Source organism: Microbacterium sp. TPD7012, from assembly GCF_003075395.1.
Lineage (GTDB): Bacteria > Actinomycetota > Actinomycetes > Actinomycetales > Microbacteriaceae > Microbacterium.
In genome coordinates this window covers 231,592-249,030 of the sequence record NZ_QDFV01000001.1, presented here as the reverse complement: position 1 = coordinate 249,030, position 17,439 = coordinate 231,592, and the positions used below count along the sequence as shown (strand labels likewise).

Annotated in this window: 19 protein-coding genes; 15 read left to right on the top strand and 4 right to left on the bottom strand. The window is 69.6% G+C overall.

Features of this window, described 5'->3' with window-relative positions; translation table 11 throughout:
- The first annotated feature begins 16 nt into the window (after positions 1–16).
- From DC434_RS01230 to DC434_RS01195, 8 genes are all read left to right on the top strand, one after another.
- Positions 17–1,600, top strand: a complete 1,584-nt coding sequence (locus DC434_RS01230; protein WP_116633453.1) for an ABC transporter substrate-binding protein — start codon at positions 17–19, stop codon at positions 1,598–1,600.
- Positions 1,601–1,605: 5 nt separating this feature from the next.
- Positions 1,606–2,559, top strand: coding sequence for an ABC transporter permease (locus DC434_RS01225; protein ID WP_207769865.1), 954 nt, complete (start codon positions 1,606–1,608; stop codon positions 2,557–2,559).
- A complete protein-coding gene (locus DC434_RS01220) occupies positions 2,556–3,401 on the top strand; it encodes an ABC transporter permease (protein WP_116633452.1) in 846 nt (281 codons plus the stop codon). The genes DC434_RS01225 and DC434_RS01220 overlap by 4 nt, the downstream gene beginning before the upstream one ends.
- A complete protein-coding gene (locus tag DC434_RS01215; protein WP_116633451.1) occupies positions 3,398–5,083 on the top strand; it encodes an ABC transporter ATP-binding protein in 1,686 nt (561 codons plus the stop codon). Before DC434_RS01220 ends, DC434_RS01215 begins: the two co-directional genes overlap by 4 nt.
- Positions 5,084–5,085: 2 nt before the next feature.
- A complete protein-coding gene (locus DC434_RS01210) occupies positions 5,086–6,003 on the top strand; it encodes a LysR family transcriptional regulator (RefSeq protein ID WP_116633450.1) in 918 nt (305 codons plus the stop codon).
- Entirely contained in the window at positions 6,000–6,797 is a 798-nt protein-coding gene (locus DC434_RS01205) for a carbon-nitrogen hydrolase family protein (RefSeq protein ID WP_116633449.1), read from the top strand. The genes DC434_RS01210 and DC434_RS01205 overlap by 4 nt, the downstream gene beginning before the upstream one ends.
- Positions 6,798–6,826: 29 nt before the next feature.
- Positions 6,827–7,588, top strand: coding sequence for an aldolase/citrate lyase family protein (locus DC434_RS01200; RefSeq protein WP_116633448.1), 762 nt, complete (start codon positions 6,827–6,829; stop codon positions 7,586–7,588).
- A gap of 136 nt (positions 7,589–7,724) precedes the next feature.
- On the top strand, positions 7,725–9,107 hold the full coding sequence (locus DC434_RS01195; protein WP_116633985.1) for an LLM class flavin-dependent oxidoreductase: 1,383 nt from the start codon (positions 7,725–7,727) through the stop codon (positions 9,105–9,107).
- On the opposite strand, the gene DC434_RS01190 is transcribed toward DC434_RS01195, so the two are convergent.
- Both DC434_RS01190 and DC434_RS01185 read right to left on the bottom strand, forming a co-directional pair.
- Positions 9,097–9,513 carry a hypothetical protein gene (locus tag DC434_RS01190; protein WP_116633447.1) on the bottom strand — a complete coding sequence of 139 codons (417 nt, stop codon included), beginning with the start codon at positions 9,511–9,513 and terminating at the stop codon, positions 9,097–9,099. The genes DC434_RS01195 and DC434_RS01190 overlap by 11 nt on opposite strands.
- 45 nt (positions 9,514–9,558) lie before the next feature.
- Positions 9,559–10,113 (bottom strand): TetR family transcriptional regulator, encoded by a 555-nt coding sequence (locus DC434_RS01185; protein ID WP_116633446.1) that lies wholly within the window; start codon positions 10,111–10,113, stop codon positions 9,559–9,561.
- 93 nt (positions 10,114–10,206) lie between these two features.
- On the opposite strand from DC434_RS01185, the gene DC434_RS01180 reads away from it, so the two are divergent.
- Positions 10,207–11,652 carry an MFS transporter gene (locus DC434_RS01180; RefSeq protein WP_116633445.1) on the top strand — a complete coding sequence of 482 codons (1,446 nt, stop codon included), beginning with the start codon at positions 10,207–10,209 and terminating at the stop codon, positions 11,650–11,652.
- On the opposite strand, the gene DC434_RS20040 is transcribed toward DC434_RS01180, so the two are convergent.
- Positions 11,633–11,809 carry a hypothetical protein gene (locus DC434_RS20040; protein ID WP_165807961.1) on the bottom strand — a complete coding sequence of 59 codons (177 nt, stop codon included), beginning with the start codon at positions 11,807–11,809 and terminating at the stop codon, positions 11,633–11,635. The two genes, DC434_RS01180 and DC434_RS20040, sit on opposite strands and share 20 nt — an antisense overlap.
- Positions 11,810–11,915: 106 nt before the next feature.
- On the opposite strand from DC434_RS20040, the gene DC434_RS01175 reads away from it, so the two are divergent.
- The gene (locus DC434_RS01175; protein WP_116633444.1) at positions 11,916–12,365 is read left to right on the top strand and encodes a carboxymuconolactone decarboxylase family protein; all 450 of its coding nucleotides are present in this window, start codon (positions 11,916–11,918) and stop codon (positions 12,363–12,365) included.
- Here the strand turns inward: DC434_RS01175 and DC434_RS01170 are convergent.
- Positions 12,347–13,096: a MerR family transcriptional regulator gene (locus DC434_RS01170; RefSeq protein ID WP_243408746.1), complete on the bottom strand. Its 750-nt coding sequence runs from the start codon at positions 13,094–13,096 to the stop codon at positions 12,347–12,349. The genes DC434_RS01175 and DC434_RS01170 overlap by 19 nt on opposite strands.
- A gap of 61 nt (positions 13,097–13,157) precedes the next feature.
- Between DC434_RS01170 and DC434_RS01165 the strand changes: the two genes are divergently transcribed.
- The 5 genes from DC434_RS01165 to DC434_RS01145 all read left to right on the top strand — a co-directional run bounded on the left by DC434_RS01165 (position 13,158) and on the right by DC434_RS01145 (position 17,179).
- Complete coding sequence (locus DC434_RS01165; protein WP_116633443.1) at positions 13,158–13,598, top strand: DUF6194 family protein; 441 nt, start codon at positions 13,158–13,160, stop codon at positions 13,596–13,598.
- Positions 13,599–13,605: 7 nt separating this feature from the next.
- Complete coding sequence (locus tag DC434_RS01160) at positions 13,606–14,151, top strand: putative immunity protein (protein ID WP_116633442.1); 546 nt, start codon at positions 13,606–13,608, stop codon at positions 14,149–14,151.
- A gap of 173 nt (positions 14,152–14,324) precedes the next feature.
- Entirely contained in the window at positions 14,325–15,002 is a 678-nt protein-coding gene (locus tag DC434_RS01155; protein WP_116633441.1) for a response regulator transcription factor, read from the top strand.
- Positions 14,995–16,326, top strand: coding sequence for a HAMP domain-containing sensor histidine kinase (locus DC434_RS01150; protein WP_243408745.1), 1,332 nt, complete (start codon positions 14,995–14,997; stop codon positions 16,324–16,326). The genes DC434_RS01155 and DC434_RS01150 overlap by 8 nt, the downstream gene beginning before the upstream one ends.
- A 67-nt stretch (positions 16,327–16,393) precedes the next feature.
- Positions 16,394–17,179 (top strand): hypothetical protein, encoded by a 786-nt coding sequence (locus DC434_RS01145; RefSeq protein WP_243408744.1) that lies wholly within the window; start codon positions 16,394–16,396, stop codon positions 17,177–17,179.
- Positions 17,180–17,439: the final 260 nt, after the last annotated feature.

The following is a 17,439-nucleotide window of genomic DNA, read 5'->3' as shown; positions in this document are numbered from 1 at the left end:
ATGGAAGGACTCTGTCATGCCCATTTCACCGCGTCCCGCCCGACACGACCGCCGGACTGCTCATCGCTGGATCGGTGCCGTCGCCTTCGGCGCCGCCTCGATCCTCGTCCTCGCCGGGTGTGGAGGCTCGTCCGACTCCGGCGACGCCGACGGTTCGGATGGTCCGCAGACGCTGACCTTCGGCCTCTCCGCCGAACCGGCCACCCCGATCACCGGCATGCAGCAGGGCGGTGCGGTCAACCAGCTGCTCACGATGGTGCACCGCGGTCTGATGACCTACGACGAGGCGGGAGCCGTGGTTCCCGGTATCGCGGAGTCGGTCGACACCACGGATCCGACGAGCTACGTGTTCACCATCCGCCCCGATCTCACGTTCCATGACGACACCCCGCTCACCGCCGAGAACGTGAAGAACTCGCTGGACTACTACCGCGATCCCGCCAACGGATCGCAGCTCGCCGCCGGCCTCAAGGACGTCACCGAGATCACGGTCGCCGACGACACCGTCACGATCACCCTCGCCCAGCCGAACACGGCGTTCCTGCAGTACCTCGCCCTGCCGTTCGCCGCGATCGTGCCCGACACGTCGCTCAACGCCGACACCCCCAACTGGGTGGGCGCCGGGCCCTTCGAGATGACCGACCTGCAAGAGGGCATCGGCCTCACCGTCGAGAAGGACGAGGACTTCTACGACGCCGACGATGTCGCGCTCGACAGCATCGAGGTGAAGTTCTACCCCGACGGCGAAGCGCGCACCAACGCGCTGCTCAGCGGCGACGTCGACATGATCGAGTACGTCCCGTGGGAGAACTTCCAGCGGGTGGCGGATGCCGGACTCACGGTCGACGCGCAGCAGGGTCCGTTCCAGTACGTGCAGTTCAACGTGACGGAGGGCCCGTTCGCCGATCCGAAGGTGCGCCAGGCCGTGGCCTACGCGCTCAATCGCGAGAACGCCGTGCTCGCCGCGTTCCAGAGCAACGGCGCCCCGCTGGACGGCATCGTGATCCCCGAGGACGACCCCGCATACGACCCGTCTGCCGCCGAGCTGTGGAGCTACGACCCGAAGAAGGCCAAGGAGCTGCTCGCCGAGGCCGGGTACCCCGACGGCTTCGCGGCCACCCTGCTCTCGACCTCGCAGTACACGTTCCTGCAGGACAACGCCCTGTCGGTGCAGGAGGACCTCCGCGCGATCGGCATCGACGTGACACTCGACGCCCCCGACTGGTCCACCCGCGTCAGCAAGGGCAACGCCGGCGAGTACGACCTCGCCGTCTCGGGCGATGCCGGTGTGATCACCGACCCGTCGTACCTGCTCAACTGGGTGGTCGACAGCCGCAACTTCAACGTCGGCTGGGGCTACTCCAACGACACGCTGCGGGGCCTGATCGAAGACGGTCTGCGTGCCGCCGACGACGACGCCGCCAAGAAGGAGATCTACCAGGAGATCGCCGACATCTGGGCCGAGGACGTGCCGTTCGCCTCGATCAACACCCGTGAGCAGGCGTACGCCTACAACGACAAGGTGAGCGGATTCCAGACCCTGCCCGGCTTCCTGGTCTTCTACAGCTCGCTCAACCTGGCGCACGCCTCGGTGAAGTAGGACCCGTGCTCCTCTTCATCGCGAAGCGGCTGGCGATGGGGGTGGGACTGGTCCTGCTGGTCCTCACCCTCATCTTCTCCGCACTCCAACTCGTCCCGGGCGACCCCGCCGTGCTGCTGCTGAGCACCGGTGACGGCGGGGCGCCCAGCCCGGAAGCCGTCGCCGCGCTCCGCGAGCAGCTCGGCCTCGACCAGCCGCTGCTCACGCAGTACCTCTCGTTCCTCGGCGGCGTCTTCACCGGAGACCTCGGCGAATCGTTCCGCACCTCGCAGCCCGTGCTCGAGGCGATCGGCGCCCGCCTCCCCCGCACGCTGAACCTCGTGGTGTTCGCCACGCTGCTGTCGATCGTCTTCGGCGTCGCGATGGGCGCGATCGCCGCCCGACGCGGCGGCTGGGTCGACACCCTCGTCACCGCCCTGAGCTCGATCGGCGTCGCCCTTCCGGTGTTCGTGTTCGGCGCGGTGCTGATCCTGGTGTTCTCGATCACGCTCGGGCTGTTCCCCGCCGGCGGCTACGTCGATCCGTCGAAGGACTTCCTCGGATCGATCACGAGCCTCACCCTGCCCGCGGTGTCGCTGGCAGTCGGCTTCGCGGCGCAGATCGCGCGCATGACACGGTCGGCCGTCCTCGAGGTGCAGTCCCAGGACTGGGTGCGCACCGCGAAGTCGATCGGGCTGGCGCCGTTCACGGTGTTCCGCCGGCACGTGCTGCGCAACTCGCTGACCCCCGTGGTGACCGTGGTCGGCATCGGCTTCGGCACACTGCTCGGATCGACTGTCCTCGTCGAGAGGGTGTTCAACTACCCCGGCCTGTCGAGCCTGCTCGTCGACGGCGTCACGACGCGCGACTACCCGGTCGTACAGGGCGTCGTGATCGTGATCGCGATGCTGTTCATCGCGATCAACATCGTCGTCGACATCACCTACGGAATCCTCGACCCCCGAGTGAGGCGAGCATGAAACTCAGCCCCCGCGTCCGCCAGGCGATCACGCCTCTGCGGACGGTCATGGTGATCTACCTCCTGGTCATCCTCATCCTGATGGCGTTCGCCCCGCTGCTCGCGCCGTACGACCCCATCGCGCAGAACGTCGCCCTGCGACTGCAGCCGCTGTTCAGCCCCGGTCACCTGCTGGGCACCGACGAGCTCGGCCGCGACATCCTCTCCCGCATCATGTTCGGCGCTCAGGTGGAGCTGTTCATCGCCCTCGGAGCGACTCTGCTCGCGACCGTCCTCGGAACCCTGCTGGGACTGCTCGGCGGCTACTTCAACGGGCTCACCGAGATCGTGACCATGCGGCTCGTGGTCGACGTGATCCTCGCGTTCCCGCCGATCGTGCTCGCCCTGCTGGCCGTGACGCTGTACGGCCCCGGGCCGGTCACGCTCATCATCGCGATCGGGGTGCTCTTCGCGCCCATCTTCGCCCGCATCACCTACGGCCAGGTGCTCTCCACCAAGCGCGAGGAGTACGTGGACGCAGCGCGCACGTTCGGCGCTCCGACGATCGTGATCCTGTTCCGCACCGTGCTCGCGAACGTCTCCGCGCCGATCATCGTCCAGTTCTCTCTCACGATGGCTGCGGCGATCCTGATGGAGTCCGGGCTCAGCTACCTGGGCCTCGGCGTCGTGCCGCCCACCCCGTCCTGGGGCTCCATGGTCGCGCAGGGCCAGCGCTACCTCACCACCGATCCGCATGTGCTGCTCGTGCCCGGAGCCGTGATCGTGCTGACGATCCTCGCCTTCGGCATCCTCGGCGACGCACTGCGGGACCTCCTCGACCCGAAAGCGAAGAAGCGCTCATGACCGAACCGCTGCTGCAGGTCGACGGGCTGTCCGTCGAGTTCGCCACCCCCGATGGGCCGCGTCAGGTCACCTACGACGTGTCGTTCAGCGTCGACCGGCGCCAGACCCTCGCGCTCGTCGGCGAGTCGGGCTCTGGCAAATCCGTCACCGCGATGTCGATCCTCGATCTGCTCCCCCCGAACGCGCGGCGCAGCGGACGCATCCTGTTCGACGGCATCGACCTGGTGCCGATGCGCGACAAGGGGCTGCGCCCGCTGCGGGGCGCCCGCATCGCGACCATCTTCCAGGAGCCGATGACGGCGCTGAATCCCGTCTACACGATCGGGCACCAGCTGGCCGAGGCGCTCACGAGCCACCATGACCTCGACGCCAAGACGGTGCGTGCGCGCGCCGTGCAGCTGCTGCGCGACGTGCACATGCCCTCGCCCGAGGAGAAGGTCGATCACTATCCCCACCAGCTCTCCGGCGGCCAGCGCCAGCGGGCGATGATCGCGATGGCGATCTCCTCGGAGCCCGACCTGCTCATCGCGGACGAGCCGACCACGGCGCTCGACGTCACGGTGCAGGCCGAGATCCTGGACCTGATCGCCGAGATCCAGGAGCGGATGGGCATGGCCGTGCTGATCATCACGCACGACATGGGCGTCGTGGCGGATGTGGCCGATCAGGTCGTCGTGATGAAGGACGGCCAGGTCGTGGAGAGCGCCCCGTCGGCGGAGCTCTTCCGCCACCCGAAGGAGCCGTACACGCAGGCGCTGCTCGCGGCCGTGCCGCACCTGGGCAAGGCGGACGACTTCCTGTCGGCGGCGAGGAACAAGCTGCGCATCGACGGCGTGACCGCCGCCACCCCGCTGCCCGAGACCGTGCTGCGCCTGAAGGATGCCGTCATCCGCTATCCCGGACGCTGGCGGCGGCCCGGGTTCCAGGCCATCAACGGCATCGATCTGGAGGTCGCACGCGGCGAGATCGTCGGTCTCGTCGGCGAGTCGGGCTCGGGCAAGTCCACGATCGGCAAGGCGGCGATCGGGCTGCTGCCCGTGACCGAGGGCCTGCTCGAGGTCCGCGGCGAACGCATCACCGGTCGCCCGGGGCGGGCGCTGCGTCAGCTGCGCCGCCACGTGACGATGGTGTTCCAGGACCCGGCGTCGTCGCTCAACCCTCGGCGCACGATCGGGCAGGCGATCTCCGACCCGCTTCTGTGGCAGGGACTCGTCCGGGATCCCCGCGCACGCCGCACCCGCGCGAAGGAGCTGCTGGAGCAGGTGCAGCTGAACCCCGACTGGTGCGACCGCTACCCGCACGAGCTCTCGGGCGGTCAACGTCAGCGCATCGGCATCGCCCGAGCCATCGCGACCGACCCCGTGCTCATGATCGCCGACGAACCGACCTCGGCGCTCGACGTGTCGGTGCAGGCGCAGGTGCTGGACCTGTTCCTCGCGCTCCAGCGCGAACTCGGGTTCTCGTGTCTGTTCATCAGCCACGACCTCTCGGTGGTCGAGACCCTGTCGAACCGCGTCGTGGTCCTGCGTCATGGCGACGTGATCGAGGAAGGCCCCACGGAGGACGTGCTGCACCATCCGGTCGATGAGTACACCAAGCGTCTGATCGCGGCGGCGCCGGTTCCCGATCCCGAGATCCAGAGGGTGCGTCGCGCCGAGCGGCACGCACTGAGGGGGGCCTAGACATGGAGACGCGACGCCTCGAGCTGTTCGTCACGCTGGTCGACGCCGGCGGTTTCAAGCAGGCCGCCGACAGCCTCTTCATCACCGCCCCCGCACTCTCGCAGCAGATCTCACGGCTGGAGAAGGACGTGGGCGTCGCCTTGATCGACCGCTCCACACGGCCCATCACGCCCACCGAGGCCGGACGCGAGTTCTACTATCGGTGCCGGCGCGTGCTCGAGGCCATGCAGCACATCACGCAGCTGCTCGACGATCAGCGCAGCCATGAGTTCGGGCGGGTGCGGGTCGGGATCGTCCCGGCGATGATGTTCAGCTCGCCGGCGGGAGCCGTACGGCAGTTCATCCGCGCGCATCCGACCGCGACCGTCCAGGTGCGCAGCATCCCCACCTCCCTGCTGGTGGACGAGCTCGAGCAGGGGTCGATCGACGTCGCGATCCTGCTCACCGAGCCCGACCTCAAGGATCTCTCGTCGGCCGCGCTGTTCTCCGAGGACTACCTCGTGGCCCTGCCCGACGACCATCCGCTCGCCGGCGTGGAGGAGGTGGATTTCGCGATGCTGCGCAACGAGCGCATCCTCCAGGGTCCGCGCACCGCCAACCCGACCGGCTACGACGCCGTCGTGACGGCGTGCATGCGCGCCGGGTTCTCCCCGCGCTCGCTCGAGGTCATGGGCTCGTACCTCGACCAGGCCGCCATGGTGTCGGCGGGCATGGGCGTGTGCTTCATCCCGAAGTCGCTGTCGGACATCCCGCAGCACAACGTCGTGTACCGCACGCTGGTCAATCCCTCGGTGGGACTCACCACCTCGATCTCGTGGTTCGAGCGCCGACTCGACTCGGTCGGGCGAGCCTTCGTGCAGCACTGCATCACCGTGCTCTCCGATCCGGAGAGCCTCGTCTCGATCAAAGGAGAATCATGAAGTTCGCGATCGGCCAGATGGTCTCGGGCGGCGACAAGTCCGCCAACCTCGAGGAGATCACCCGTCTCACGGAGGAGGCGGCCGCCGCCGGCGCACGCCTGGTGGTGTTCCCCGAGTTCGCCATGTTCGACGTCCCGAACCTCGACGCCGAGTTCGTGAAGCAGGGCGAGGCACTGGATGGTCCGTTCGTGACGGCGCTGGCCGGACTGGCTCGCCGCACGGGAGTCGCGATCGTCGCGGGCATGCTCGAGTCGATCGACGACGAGTCGCGCGGATACAACACGCTCGTGCTGGTGACGCCGGATGACGGCCTCTCCCGGGTGTACCACAAGCTCCACCTGTACGACGCGTTCGGGTTCCTCGAGTCCGAGCACATCCGCCCCGGCGACATCGACGGCCCCGTGACGTTCACGATCGACGACGTGACGATCGGGATGCTGACCTGCTACGACCTGCGCTTCCCCGAGGCCGCGCGCGAGCACGCCGACGCCGGCGTCGACCTGCTGCTCTACCCCGCGGCGTGGATGCCGGGCGCCCGCAAGGAGGACCACTGGAACACGCTCGCCCGCGCCCGCGCGATCGAGAACACCCTGTATGTCGCCGCGGTGTCGCAGGGACCCGGCGTCGGCACCGGCGGCAGCATCATCGTCGATCCCATGGGCATCACGCTCGGCGAGATCGGCGAGAGCAGCGGCATCGCGGTCGCCGACGCCACGCCCGAACGCGTCGCCCAGGTGCGCTCCGTGAATCCCTCGCTCGCCAACCGCCGCTTCACCGTGGTCGCCTCGGCCTGACGCCGTCGGCACCGAAAGAAAGGAACAACATGTCTCATTCGCTCAAGCAGGGAGCCTGGCTGTCGGACGGCAGCAGCGCGATCGGCGAGATCGTCGCCGGTCTCGGATACGACTTCGTGGTGCTCGACATCGAGCACGGCTCGTTCGACCTCTCGATCCTTGAGCGCTTCATCCCGCTGCTCAAGGGCCTCGGGCTCGAGGTGCTGTCGAAGGTGCTGGTCCCCGAGCGCGGCGCGATCCAGCAGGCCCTCGACTTCGGCTCAGACGGTGTGATCATCCCCCACATCGAAGGGCTCGAGCACGCGAAGCTCGTCACCGACTTCGCGAAGTTCCCGCCGCTCGGCTCGCGAAGCCTCGCGGGCGGCCGCACGATGAGCTACCGCGGATACTCGGACGAGTGGATCGCCGCGCAGGACCGCGACATCAAGGTGTTCCCGATGGTCGAGGATCCGCGGGCCCTGCGCGACGTCGAGGCGATCGCGGCGCTGCCCACCGTCGACGGCATCTTCATCGGCCCCGGCGACCTGGCCGCCATGAGCGGCCGCGGCGCGTACCGGCAGACCGAGGCCGACTTCGACGACTTCCGCCGTGTGATCGCGGCGGCGCGCGCGAACGACAAGCCCTGGGTGCTGCCCGCCTGGACGACCATCGAGAAGGAGTTCGCGGTCGCCGAGAACGCCGACTACGTGCTGCTCGCGATGCAGCACGCCGCGATCGCGGAGGGCTACGGCAACGCCCGCTCGCTCATGGACGACCTGATCGCGACCGCATCGGCGCCTGTCTCCTCCTGATCACCCGCCCCCGCCGACGACGCCCGCTGCCTCCCCGGCAGCGGGCGTCGTCCGCTGTTCCGGCTCCCCGCTCCCGTGTGTCCGCGCGTTTCACCGAGGCTGGATTACTGAGGCCCGGTGACGTTTCATGGTCTCCATGACTCGTCAGATCCGCTTCAACGCCTTCGACATGAACTGCGTCGCCCACCAGTCGTCCGGGCTGTGGCGGCATCCGGAGGATCGTTCGCGCCAGTACAACACGATCAGCTACTGGACGGATCTCGCGAAGCTGCTCGAGAGCGCGACCTTCGACGGCATCTTCATCGCCGATGTGCTCGGCACCTACGACGTGTACGGCGGCACGAACGAGGCCGCGATCCGCAACGGCGCGCAGGTGCCCGTGAACGACCCGATCCTGCTCGTGAGCGCGATGGCCGCCGTCACCGAGCACCTGGGCTTCGGCATCACGGCCGGTACCGCCTTCGAGCACCCGTACCCGTTCGCCCGCCGCCTGAGCACGCTCGACCACCTCACCCAGGGCCGCATCGGCTGGAACGTCGTCACCGGCTACCTGCCCAGCGCCGCGCGGAACATGGGCCAGGAGGATCAGCTCGCGCACGACGACCGGTACGACCACGCCGACGAGTACGTCGAGGTGCTCTACAAGCTGTGGGAGGGCTCCTGGGAGGACGACGCCGTCGTCGAGGACCGCGAGCGGGGCATCTTCACGGATCACACGAAGGTGCATCCGATCGGGCACGAGGGCAAGCACTTCAGCGTTCCCGGCATCCACATCTCCGAGCCGTCTCCGCAGCGCACTCCCGTGATCTACCAGGCCGGCGCGAGCCCGCGCGGCGTGCGCTTCGCGGCCGAGAACGCCGAGGCCATCTTCGTCGCCGCGCCCTCGAAGGAGGTGCTCGCGGGAACCGTGAAGCGCATCCGCGACGCCCTCGAAGCCGCCGGCCGCGACCGCTACGACGCGCGCATCTACACGCTGCTCACGGTCATCACCGGCGCGACCAGCGAAGAGGCGACCGCGAAGCACGCCGAGTACCTCACCTACGCGAGCCCCGAGGGAGCGCTGACCTTCATGTCGGGCTGGATGGGCGTCGACCTGTCGCAGTACCGCGAGGACGAGCCCGTCGGCAACGTCGAGTCGAACGCGATCCAGTCGGTGCTGCAGCACCTGAAGGAAGAGGCGGATCTCGGACGCGAGTGGACGGTGGGGGACTTCGGCCGGCACAACGCGATCGGCGGCCTCGGCCCCACGGTCGTCGGCTCCGGCGAAGAGATCGCCGACGAGCTGCAGTCCTGGGTCGACGAGACCGACATCGACGGATTCAACCTCGCCTACGCGGTCACGCCCGGCACCTGGCAGGACGTCATCGAGCATGTCATCCCGGTGCTCCGCGCCCGCGGCGCCTACCCGGAGGAGTACACGCCGGGGACCCTGCGCCACAAGCTGCAGGGCAAGGGCGACCGCGTGCAGGACACGCACCGCGCGGCCAAGTACCGCATCGGGTCGCGCGTCACCGCGTAGGCCTGTGGGCCTCGCGCTCGGGGAGCAGCAGCACGACACCGAGCACGAGGCTCACGCCCAGCGCGACCATCTCGCCGATCGCGGACTCGAGCGACATGTGCTCCAGATGGAGCGCGTGGTAGAGGAAGTGCAGCACGCCGAACACCGTCCAGGCGATGCCGAGCACGCGGAAGCCGACTGTGCTGCGCCACAGCAGTCCGCCGATGCTCGCCGCGGCGAGCGCCAGGTACATCGCGCCGACGTCACGGATCAGATGCTCGTTGAAGGGACCGTCGACGGACACCCACGACCCGAGCGCGCCGGGGAACGAGTCGTAGAAACCCTGGGGCGCGAAGTACGCCCAGCCGCCGACGAACACTCCGAGCGCGGCGGAGAAGGCGAGGGCGAGGATATGGAGTCGTCTCATACCTCTCCGACGAATCACCGGGGATCAGTGTGAGCCTCGCGGCGATCAGGCGAGCAGCGCCCGGACGTTCTCGACCACGACCTCGCGCCGGCGCGCGGCGTCCGGAAGGGGCACGCGATTCATCTCCGGCGTGAGGGTGTGCCACGCCATCGCGAGAGCACGCACCGCCGTGAGCAGCTCGATCGGCGAGCGATCCGTCGGCAGATGGCCTGACCTCTGCGCGCGCTCGATCTGCGCGAGCTTCTCGGCGTGCGCCTTCGTCAGCACATCGAGCGCCGCGTCTCCGCGCTCGAGAATGTGCCAGTTCGTCAGACGGAGCGTGTTCGGGTTCTGCTCGTACAGGTCGAAGGAGCGAGCGGCGTATCCGGGGAGATCCTCCGCATCGAACGCGGTGGCGTCTCCGACCGCGACCACCCGCTGCGAGAACACCTCGTCGAACAGGCCGTCCTTGCTGTCGAAGTAGCGGTAGAGCATGGCCTTGTTCGCCTGCGCGTTCTCAGCGATGCGGTCGACACGCGCGCCGGCGATGCCGTAGCGGGCGAACTCCTCCTCCGCGGCATCCAGGATGCGCTTCTTCGTCGCCTCTGCGTCCCTGACCATGATCCCCATTCTAACAAGTAACCAGTTAGTTGACAAAGCCGATAACACGAGCGATGCTATGTAACGAACCAGTCAGTTACTTAGGAGTTCTCCATGTCCACCGCATCCGTCGACGTCCCCGTCGGCACCCCTCCCGCCTGGCGCAGGACCGTCGTCCTCGCCGTCATCATGGGCTGCCAGCTCATGATGGTGCTCGACACCTCGATCGTGACCACGGCGCTCCCCCACGTGCAGCGCGAACTCGGATTCACCGACACCTCCCTTTCCTGGGTGCAGAACAGCTACGCACTCGCCTTCGGCGGCCTGCTGCTGCTCGGGGCGCGCACGGGCGACCTGCTCGGGCGGCGGCGGGTCTTCGCTGCGGGCGTCGGCCTGTTCACCGCCGCTTCCCTCATGGCGGGCCTCGCGCCTTCGGCCGATGTCCTCATCCTCGCTCGTGTGCTCCAGGGCATCGCCTCCGCGTTCGCCATCCCGGCCACGCTCGCCCTCCTGGTGCAGTCCTTCCCGCAGCCGGAGGAGCGGACGCGCGCCATCAGCATCTACAGCGCGGTCATCGGCGCCGGCGGCAGCGCCGGCATCATCGTCGGCGGACTCTTCACCGATCTGCTGTCGTGGCGCTGGGGGATGCTCATCAACGTGCCGATCGGCATCGCGGTGCTGCTGCTCGCCCCCCGCTTCCTGCCCGAGACGCCGCGGGCCGCCGGCCGCGTCGACGTGCCGGGCGCCCTCACGGTGACCTCGGGCATGACCGCACTCGTCTTCGGTCTCGTCAGCGCCGCGGAGTCCGGCTGGACGGCCCCCGTCACGATCGCCACCCTCGGTGCGGCATTCGCCCTCCTCGTCGCCTTCGTCCTCATCGAGCGCCGGGCGATCCAGCCGATCACGCCGCTGGGGCTGTTCCGCGACGTCACCCGATCCGGCGCCTACCTCGTGCGGATCCTCATCGTCGGCGCGATGTTCTCGACGTTCTACTTCCTGAGCCAGTACCTGCAGAACGTGCAGGGCTTCAGCGCCGTGGTCGCCGGACTCTCCTACGTCCCGCTCACACTGATGTTCTTCGCGATGGTGTACCTCGTGCGCCCGCTGAGCGCGCGGATCGGCAAGCCGCTCCTCCTCCTGGTCTCGCTCGCGGTGGCCGGTGGCGGGATGCTGTGGCTGAGCGCGATCGACACGGACACGCCGTTCTTCAGCGGCATCCTGCCACCGCTCCTCCTCCTCGGCGTCGGGCAGGGGATCGCGATCATCCTGCTGACCGAGTTCGGCATGACGCGCGTCGCACCGGAGGACAACGGCGCGGCATCCGGTCTCGTCAACACGGCGCACCAGCTCGGCGGAACCATCGGCCTGGCGCTGCTGACCGTCGTCTTCACCGCTGCGGCAGCGAACGCGACGACGAGCGCGGGTGCGCAGGCGGACGCCGGCGCATACGCCGCCGTCTTCCAGTTCGCGACCTGGTTCTACGTTCTCGCCGTGGTCATCGCGGCCGTCATGGTCACGGCGGATCGACGGCGCGGGCGACTCAGTCGTCGGCGCGGCTGAAGACGCTCCGGATCACGACGAACACCACGACGGCGACCACCGCGACGATCGCCAGCTTGGCGATGAACCACAGCACGGAGAAGAGGGCGCTCACCAGCCACCAGGCGATCACGACGGCCAGGATCACGCCGAGGATGGTCCAGATGTTCTTGGTCATGAGTACAGCCTACGGATGCCGGAGCGCGCGAAGCGCCTCACATCTCCCGGGGCTGCGTCGTCGATCCTGGTGGGGCGCAGACGCGCCCGGAAGAAGGAGAGACCACGTGTCCCATGTGAACATCGGCAAGATCTACTCGGCTCCGTACCAGGCGATGCTGGAGTTCGCCGCGAAGGCCGCCGAGGCGGGAGCGGATGCCGGGCTGTCGCCGCTGCTCGTCGAACTGGTCAAGGTGCGCGCCTCGCAGCTCAACGGCTGTGCGTTCTGCCTGCGGATGCATTCGGCTGATGCCGTGAAGCACGGCGAGACGGCCGATCGCCTCGCGGTGCTCGCGGGCTGGTGGGAGTCGCAGTACTTCTCCCCCGAGGAGCAGGCGGCGCTGCAGATCGCCGAGCGGGTGACGCTGATCGGCGATCACGGTCGACGTCATGATCGCGGCATCGACGTCGACGGCATCCTGACCGAGAAGCAGATCGCCGCGGTGACCTGGCTGACGGTCGTGATCAACAGCTGGAACCGCATCGCGATCACCAGCCACTACCCCGTGGCTCCCTGAGGTCGGAGCCCTCCCGCGGCGGCGGCGTCGAGAAGGTCGTGCAGCGCGCCGGCGGCCGCGAGGAGGGCGACGCTCCGGCGGGTGAGCTCGACGAGCCGGTCGGTGAGGATCCGCTGCGCGTCGGCGGTCAGCGCCTGACCGCGCAGCTGGTCGAGGATGCGGGCGATCGGCGGGATGCCGTAGCCGCCGGCGCGAAGCGCCGCGATGACCCGGGCCTCCGTGATCGCCCTCGACCCGTAGGAGCGGGAGCCCGACGAACCGGTGCGCAGCGGATGGAGGATCCCCTCGCGCTCCCAGTGGCGCAGGGCCGAGGTGCGCACGTCGAGGGCCTGCGCGAGCTCGCCGATCGTCATCGCATCCTCGTCGCCGAAGACCTCGGTGGAATCCTGCACGGCGACGTCCAGACCGCGGAGCGCCTCGCGGACGCGGGAGCGCTCACCGGCCAGCGCCGCGTGGAGGTCGTCGATCTGCGCGGCCGCGCCTTCCACGGTGCCGCCGATCAGCACCGGCATCAGCTGCCGCGCCGGCACCGGGCCGATGGCTGCGGCGAGCGCCCGATAGGCCCGGAGCGCCACGAGGTGCTTCTCCTGATAGTGGCGGTACCCGTTGGCTCCGCGGGCGGCGGATGGGATCACCCCGAGCCGCTCGAGGTCGCGCACCTGCTGCGTCGAATAGCCGAGCATCCGCCCGACCTGCGCCGTCGTGAGGGAAGCCACTTGAGAGTTGGTCACGGCATCCTCCTGCCTGCTGGCGTCGAAGTCCACATAAGCACTTCAAGCTCATCATTGAAGCATGGAGATGCAGCAGATCATCGAGAACGTCCGCGGGTTCGACGGCGCACTGGTCGTCGCCCCCGAGATCGGAAGCGACTTCCCCGAGCTCTCGTGGGGCGACGCGTACTTCTACCACGCCCCCGACGGCCGGATGCCGGAACGCACGCAGCCCTACGGGACCATCATCACGAAGGACTACCCCGACGACACGTCGTCCGATCTCGGCACCCCCGGCCGGTTCCGCGTGAACATCCATGTCGGGCGGGAGCGCGCCGACGCCCTCGTCGTGACGGAGGCACACGCCACCGACGCCGATGTGTTCCAGCGGCATCCGCTCTACGGCACCGCCGGCTGGGTCTGCGTGATCGACCCGGCGGAGAACACAGCGGATGCCGTGCTCGCCCTGCTCCGCGACGCCCACGAGGCTGCCCGGTCGCGCACGGCTCGTCGGGCGCGGTGAGGGCGACATGGCCGGAACAGCCTCTCCCCAGTCGCTGAGCGACGCCGAGCGGCGGATCGTCGCCGCCTGGGCCGCCGACTGCGCGGAGCACGTGCTGCCGCTGTTCGCGGCGGAGGCTCCGGAAGACGACCGCGCCGCCGACGCCATCGCCCGAGCCCGGGCGTACGCCCGGGGCGAGCTCGACGCCGCGGGTGAGATCCGCCGCCGCTTCGTCGCGGGGCGTGCGGCGGCGAGTGCGCGCACGCCGGCGGGAGTCGCCGCCGCGCGCGCCGCCGCCCAGGCCGCCGGGGTCGCGCACATGGGCGCCCACGCGCTCGGGGCGGCGGCCTATGCGGCGAAGGCCGTCGAACTGGCGCACCCCGAGAGCCCCGGGGTGCGCGGCCGGGAGGTGGCCTGGCAGCTCGATCGCCTCTCCCCCGACGCGGCGGATGCACTCCGCCGGCTGCCGCTCCTCGGTGAGGACACGGCGGGCCCGCTCGGCCCCGGCCTGCTCGCCTCCGGGGTGCTCGGCGCTGTCATCCGCGAGATCCAGGAGCACCTCGGCCGGCCGTGACCCACCGCTCCCGATCCGCAGGCGTGCACGACTTCGGAGTCCGCGGACGACACCCCGAGCACGGCGACGTCCGAGCGGCGTGTCACGGCCGCATCTCCGAAGTCGTGCCCGCGGTGAGACCGCCCCGCCCCGGCTTCAGCCCCGATTCAGCGTAGGACCGCCACACTGGAGGAATGCGGATCCTGGTGGTCGACGACGAGGTGCGCCTGGCCGACGGCGTGCGGCGCGGGCTCGAGGCCGAGGGCTTCGCCGTCGACGTCGCGCACAACGGGGTCGACGGACTCTGGCGGGCGCGCGAGACCCGGTACGACGCGATCGTGCTCGACCTGATGATGCCGGGGATGAGCGGCTGGAAGGTGTGCGAGGCGCTGCGCGCCGAGGAGAACTGGACGCCGGTTCTCATGCTGACCGCGAAGGACGGCGAATGGGATCAGGTCGAGGCGCTCGAGACCGGTGCCGACGACTACGTCACCAAGCCGTTCTCGTTCGCGATCCTCGTCGCACGCATCCGGGCACTCGTCCGTCGCGGCGCGGTCGCCCGACCGGCGATCCTGGAGGCCGGCGACCTGCGCCTCGACCCCGCCGCCCACCGCGTCTGGCGGGGCGAGACGCCGGTGACCCTGACCGCCCGAGAGTTCTCGGTGCTCGAGTACCTGATGCGTCACCGCGGCCAGGTCGTGACCAAGCGGGCCCTGATCGACGGCGTCTGGGATGACGACTTCGACGGCGACCCGAACATCGTCGAGGTGTACGTCGGTCACCTGCGCCGCAAGCTCGACAAGCCGTTCGGGCGCGAGGCGATCGAGACGATCCGCGGTGCCGGATACCGTTTGGCGGCCGACGGTGGCTGACCGTTCGGTGGCCGGTCGCTGGTGGCGTTCTGTGCGCGGCCGCACGACGCTCGGCGCCACCCTGATCGTCGCGGTGGCCCTCGTCATCGGAGCCGTCTCGTTCTACGCCGTGCTGAGCAGCAGTGTGCGCGGCAGCACCGAGCAGGCGGCCCAGCAGCGCGCCGAGCAGCTCGGCGATCGCGAGGGCGCGTCCGACGGCGCCGGCATCGACACCCTCGACGACGAGTTCGTGCAGATCCTCGGAGCGGACGGCGCCGTGCGAGCGGCCAGCGAGGATGCCCGTGAGGCACTGGGGTCGACGCCCCTCCCGGTCGCCGACGACGCGCAGACGATGACCGTCGACGGCGAGCCGATGCTCATCGTCTCGGATGACATCGACGACGACCAGACGATCGTCCTCGCGGTGTCGGTCGAGGACGACGCCGAGACTTTGGCGACGGTCGCGACGCTGCTGGCCGTGGCGGTGCCTCTCGTGCTCCTGCTCGTCGCGGGCACCACGTGGTTCGTGACCGGTCGCGCGCTCCGACCCGTGACGCGCATCCGTCAGGAGGTCGAAGGCATCACGGCCGAGCGACTCCACCGGCGCGTGGCGGTGCCTGACTCGGCCGACGAGGTCGCCGCGCTCGCGACGACCATGAACGGCATGCTCGATCGGCTGGATGCCGCGGCGACGGCGCAGCGGAGATTCGTGTCCGACGCGTCGCACGAGCTGCGCTCCCCGCTCGCGACGATCCGACAGCATGCCGAGCTGGCGCAGGCGCACCCGGGCGTGACGAGCATCGGCGAGCTGGCCGAGGTCGTGTCCGAGGAGGGGGTCCGGCTGCAGGGGATCGTGGAGTCGCTGCTGCTCCTCGCGCGCCTCGACGAGGGCGTCACCCCGCACGACGAGCCGGTCGATCTCGACGACCTGGCCCTCGGCGAGGTGCGCCGGCTGCGCGCGGCGGGGCAGGAGGTCGACGGCTCCGGCATCCAGGCCGCCCGCGTCTCCGGTGACCCGCGTCTGCTCGGCCAGCTCCTGCGCAACCTGGCGGACAACGGCGCCCGGCACGCGCGCGGCCGCCTCGCGATCGGGGTGACGCCGGCGGACCGCCACGTGTTCGTGACGATCGAGGACGACGGCGACGGCGTGCCGGTCGAGGAGCGCGAGCGCATCTTCGAGCGCTTCGTCCGCCTCGACGAGGCCCGCAGCCGCGACGCCGGTGGCAGCGGCCTCGGCCTCGCGATCGCGCGCGGCATCGCGGCGGCCGAAGGCGGGACCGTCGTCGTCGACGACTCCCGCTGGGGCGGCGCCCGGTTCGTCGTCACCCTTCCCCTGAGCTCCTGACGGGTTCCTGAAGAGGTCTTCAGGACGCTTCAGGAAGGCTTCAGTGCCGGCGCGGGAGCATCGTCACATGGACGACAAGACACCCACCCCCGACCAGACTCCCCGCCACGGCGACGACCAGCCCACCGTGCCCGTCACCCCGACGACGGATGCCGCACCTCAGGCTCCGGCCGCCGGTCAGCACCCGGTGGCTCCGCCCGCCGCGTCCGCTGCGGTCGGGACCAAGCCCCGACGCACCCGAGCCCTTCTGATCGGCGGCGGGATCGCGGCAGCCGTGGTGCTCGTGGGAGGCGGCGTCGCCGTCGGCGCCGCGATCGGCGACGAGATCGGCGACGACGACGACCGGACCTCGGTATCGGACGGCCCTCGCCACGACGCAGACGACCGCGATGACGACGGCGGATCGACGTCGTCCGCCCAGGGTCCCGTCACCGGGATCGGCACGGATTCGGCCGACGAGCTCATCGAGATCGCGGATGCCGCGCGCGGAGCGGCCGACGGCGAGGTCACCTCGATCGACGCGAAGCGCGACGGCGCGTGGGAGGTGCAGCTGACCACCGCGGCGGGCGACGAGACCGAGGTCCGCGTCGACGAGAAGCTCGCGGCCACCGTCGTCTCGACCGAGGCCGCCGACGGCGATGACACCGGCCCGACGCTGGTGCTCGACGACGAGGCGATCCGCTCGCTGGTCTCCGCGGCGCTGGCCGAAGCCGACGGGTTGATCACCGACCTCGATGTCGACGGCGACGACGTGAGCCCCTACGACGCCTCCGTCCTCACGACGGACAACCGCTCGATCGACATCGACTTCACCGCCGAGTTCGCGGTCGTCGGCACCGACACCGACGACTGACGACCGACCCCGCGGCGTCCTCCGCCTCCACGTTTCACACCTTCCCGGAGAAACGTGGAGGCGGTTCTGGTCCACTGGAAGAGCAGCCGTCTCGGGAGGGGTCCCGGGGCGGAAGCGAAAGCGCCGCCCTCCCCTCATCGGGCGGCCGGTGGGCGGGGCTCTCCACTCCCCGCCCACCGCCTCTCCCGGTCATCGGTCGCGAGCAACCGTGTCGCGGCGAACACGGCCCGATCAACGACCGATTCTGAGGAATTCAATTC

Bases quoted from the DNA above. Each gene is read 5' to 3' on its own strand.
- DC434_RS01165 (WP_116633443.1), top strand. From the start codon at position 13,158: ATGGAGATGCAGCAGATCATCGAGAACGTCCGCGGGTTCGACGGCGCA.
- DC434_RS01200 (WP_116633448.1), top strand. From the start codon at position 6,827: ATGTCTCATTCGCTCAAGCAGGGAGCCTGGCTGTCGGACGGCAGCAGC.
- DC434_RS01205 (WP_116633449.1), top strand. From the start codon at position 6,000: ATGAAGTTCGCGATCGGCCAGATGGTCTCGGGCGGCGACAAGTCCGCC.
- DC434_RS01210 (WP_116633450.1), top strand. From the start codon at position 5,086: ATGGAGACGCGACGCCTCGAGCTGTTCGTCACGCTGGTCGACGCCGGC.
- DC434_RS01190 (WP_116633447.1), bottom strand. From the start codon at position 9,513: ATGAGACGACTCCATATCCTCGCCCTCGCCTTCTCCGCCGCGCTCGGA.
- DC434_RS01230 (WP_116633453.1), top strand. From the start codon at position 17: ATGCCCATTTCACCGCGTCCCGCCCGACACGACCGCCGGACTGCTCAT.
- DC434_RS01215 (WP_116633451.1), top strand. From the start codon at position 3,398: ATGACCGAACCGCTGCTGCAGGTCGACGGGCTGTCCGTCGAGTTCGCC.
- DC434_RS01145 (WP_243408744.1), top strand. From the start codon at position 16,394: ATGGACGACAAGACACCCACCCCCGACCAGACTCCCCGCCACGGCGAC.
- DC434_RS01195 (WP_116633985.1), top strand. From the start codon at position 7,725: ATGACTCGTCAGATCCGCTTCAACGCCTTCGACATGAACTGCGTCGCC.
- DC434_RS01220 (WP_116633452.1), top strand. From the start codon at position 2,556: ATGAAACTCAGCCCCCGCGTCCGCCAGGCGATCACGCCTCTGCGGACG.
- DC434_RS20040 (WP_165807961.1), bottom strand. From the start codon at position 11,809: ATGACCAAGAACATCTGGACCATCCTCGGCGTGATCCTGGCCGTCGTG.
- DC434_RS01160 (WP_116633442.1), top strand. From the start codon at position 13,606: ATGGCCGGAACAGCCTCTCCCCAGTCGCTGAGCGACGCCGAGCGGCGG.
- DC434_RS01155 (WP_116633441.1), top strand. From the start codon at position 14,325: ATGCGGATCCTGGTGGTCGACGACGAGGTGCGCCTGGCCGACGGCGTG.
- DC434_RS01185 (WP_116633446.1), bottom strand. From the start codon at position 10,113: ATGGTCAGGGACGCAGAGGCGACGAAGAAGCGCATCCTGGATGCCGCG.
- DC434_RS01180 (WP_116633445.1), top strand. From the start codon at position 10,207: ATGTCCACCGCATCCGTCGACGTCCCCGTCGGCACCCCTCCCGCCTGG.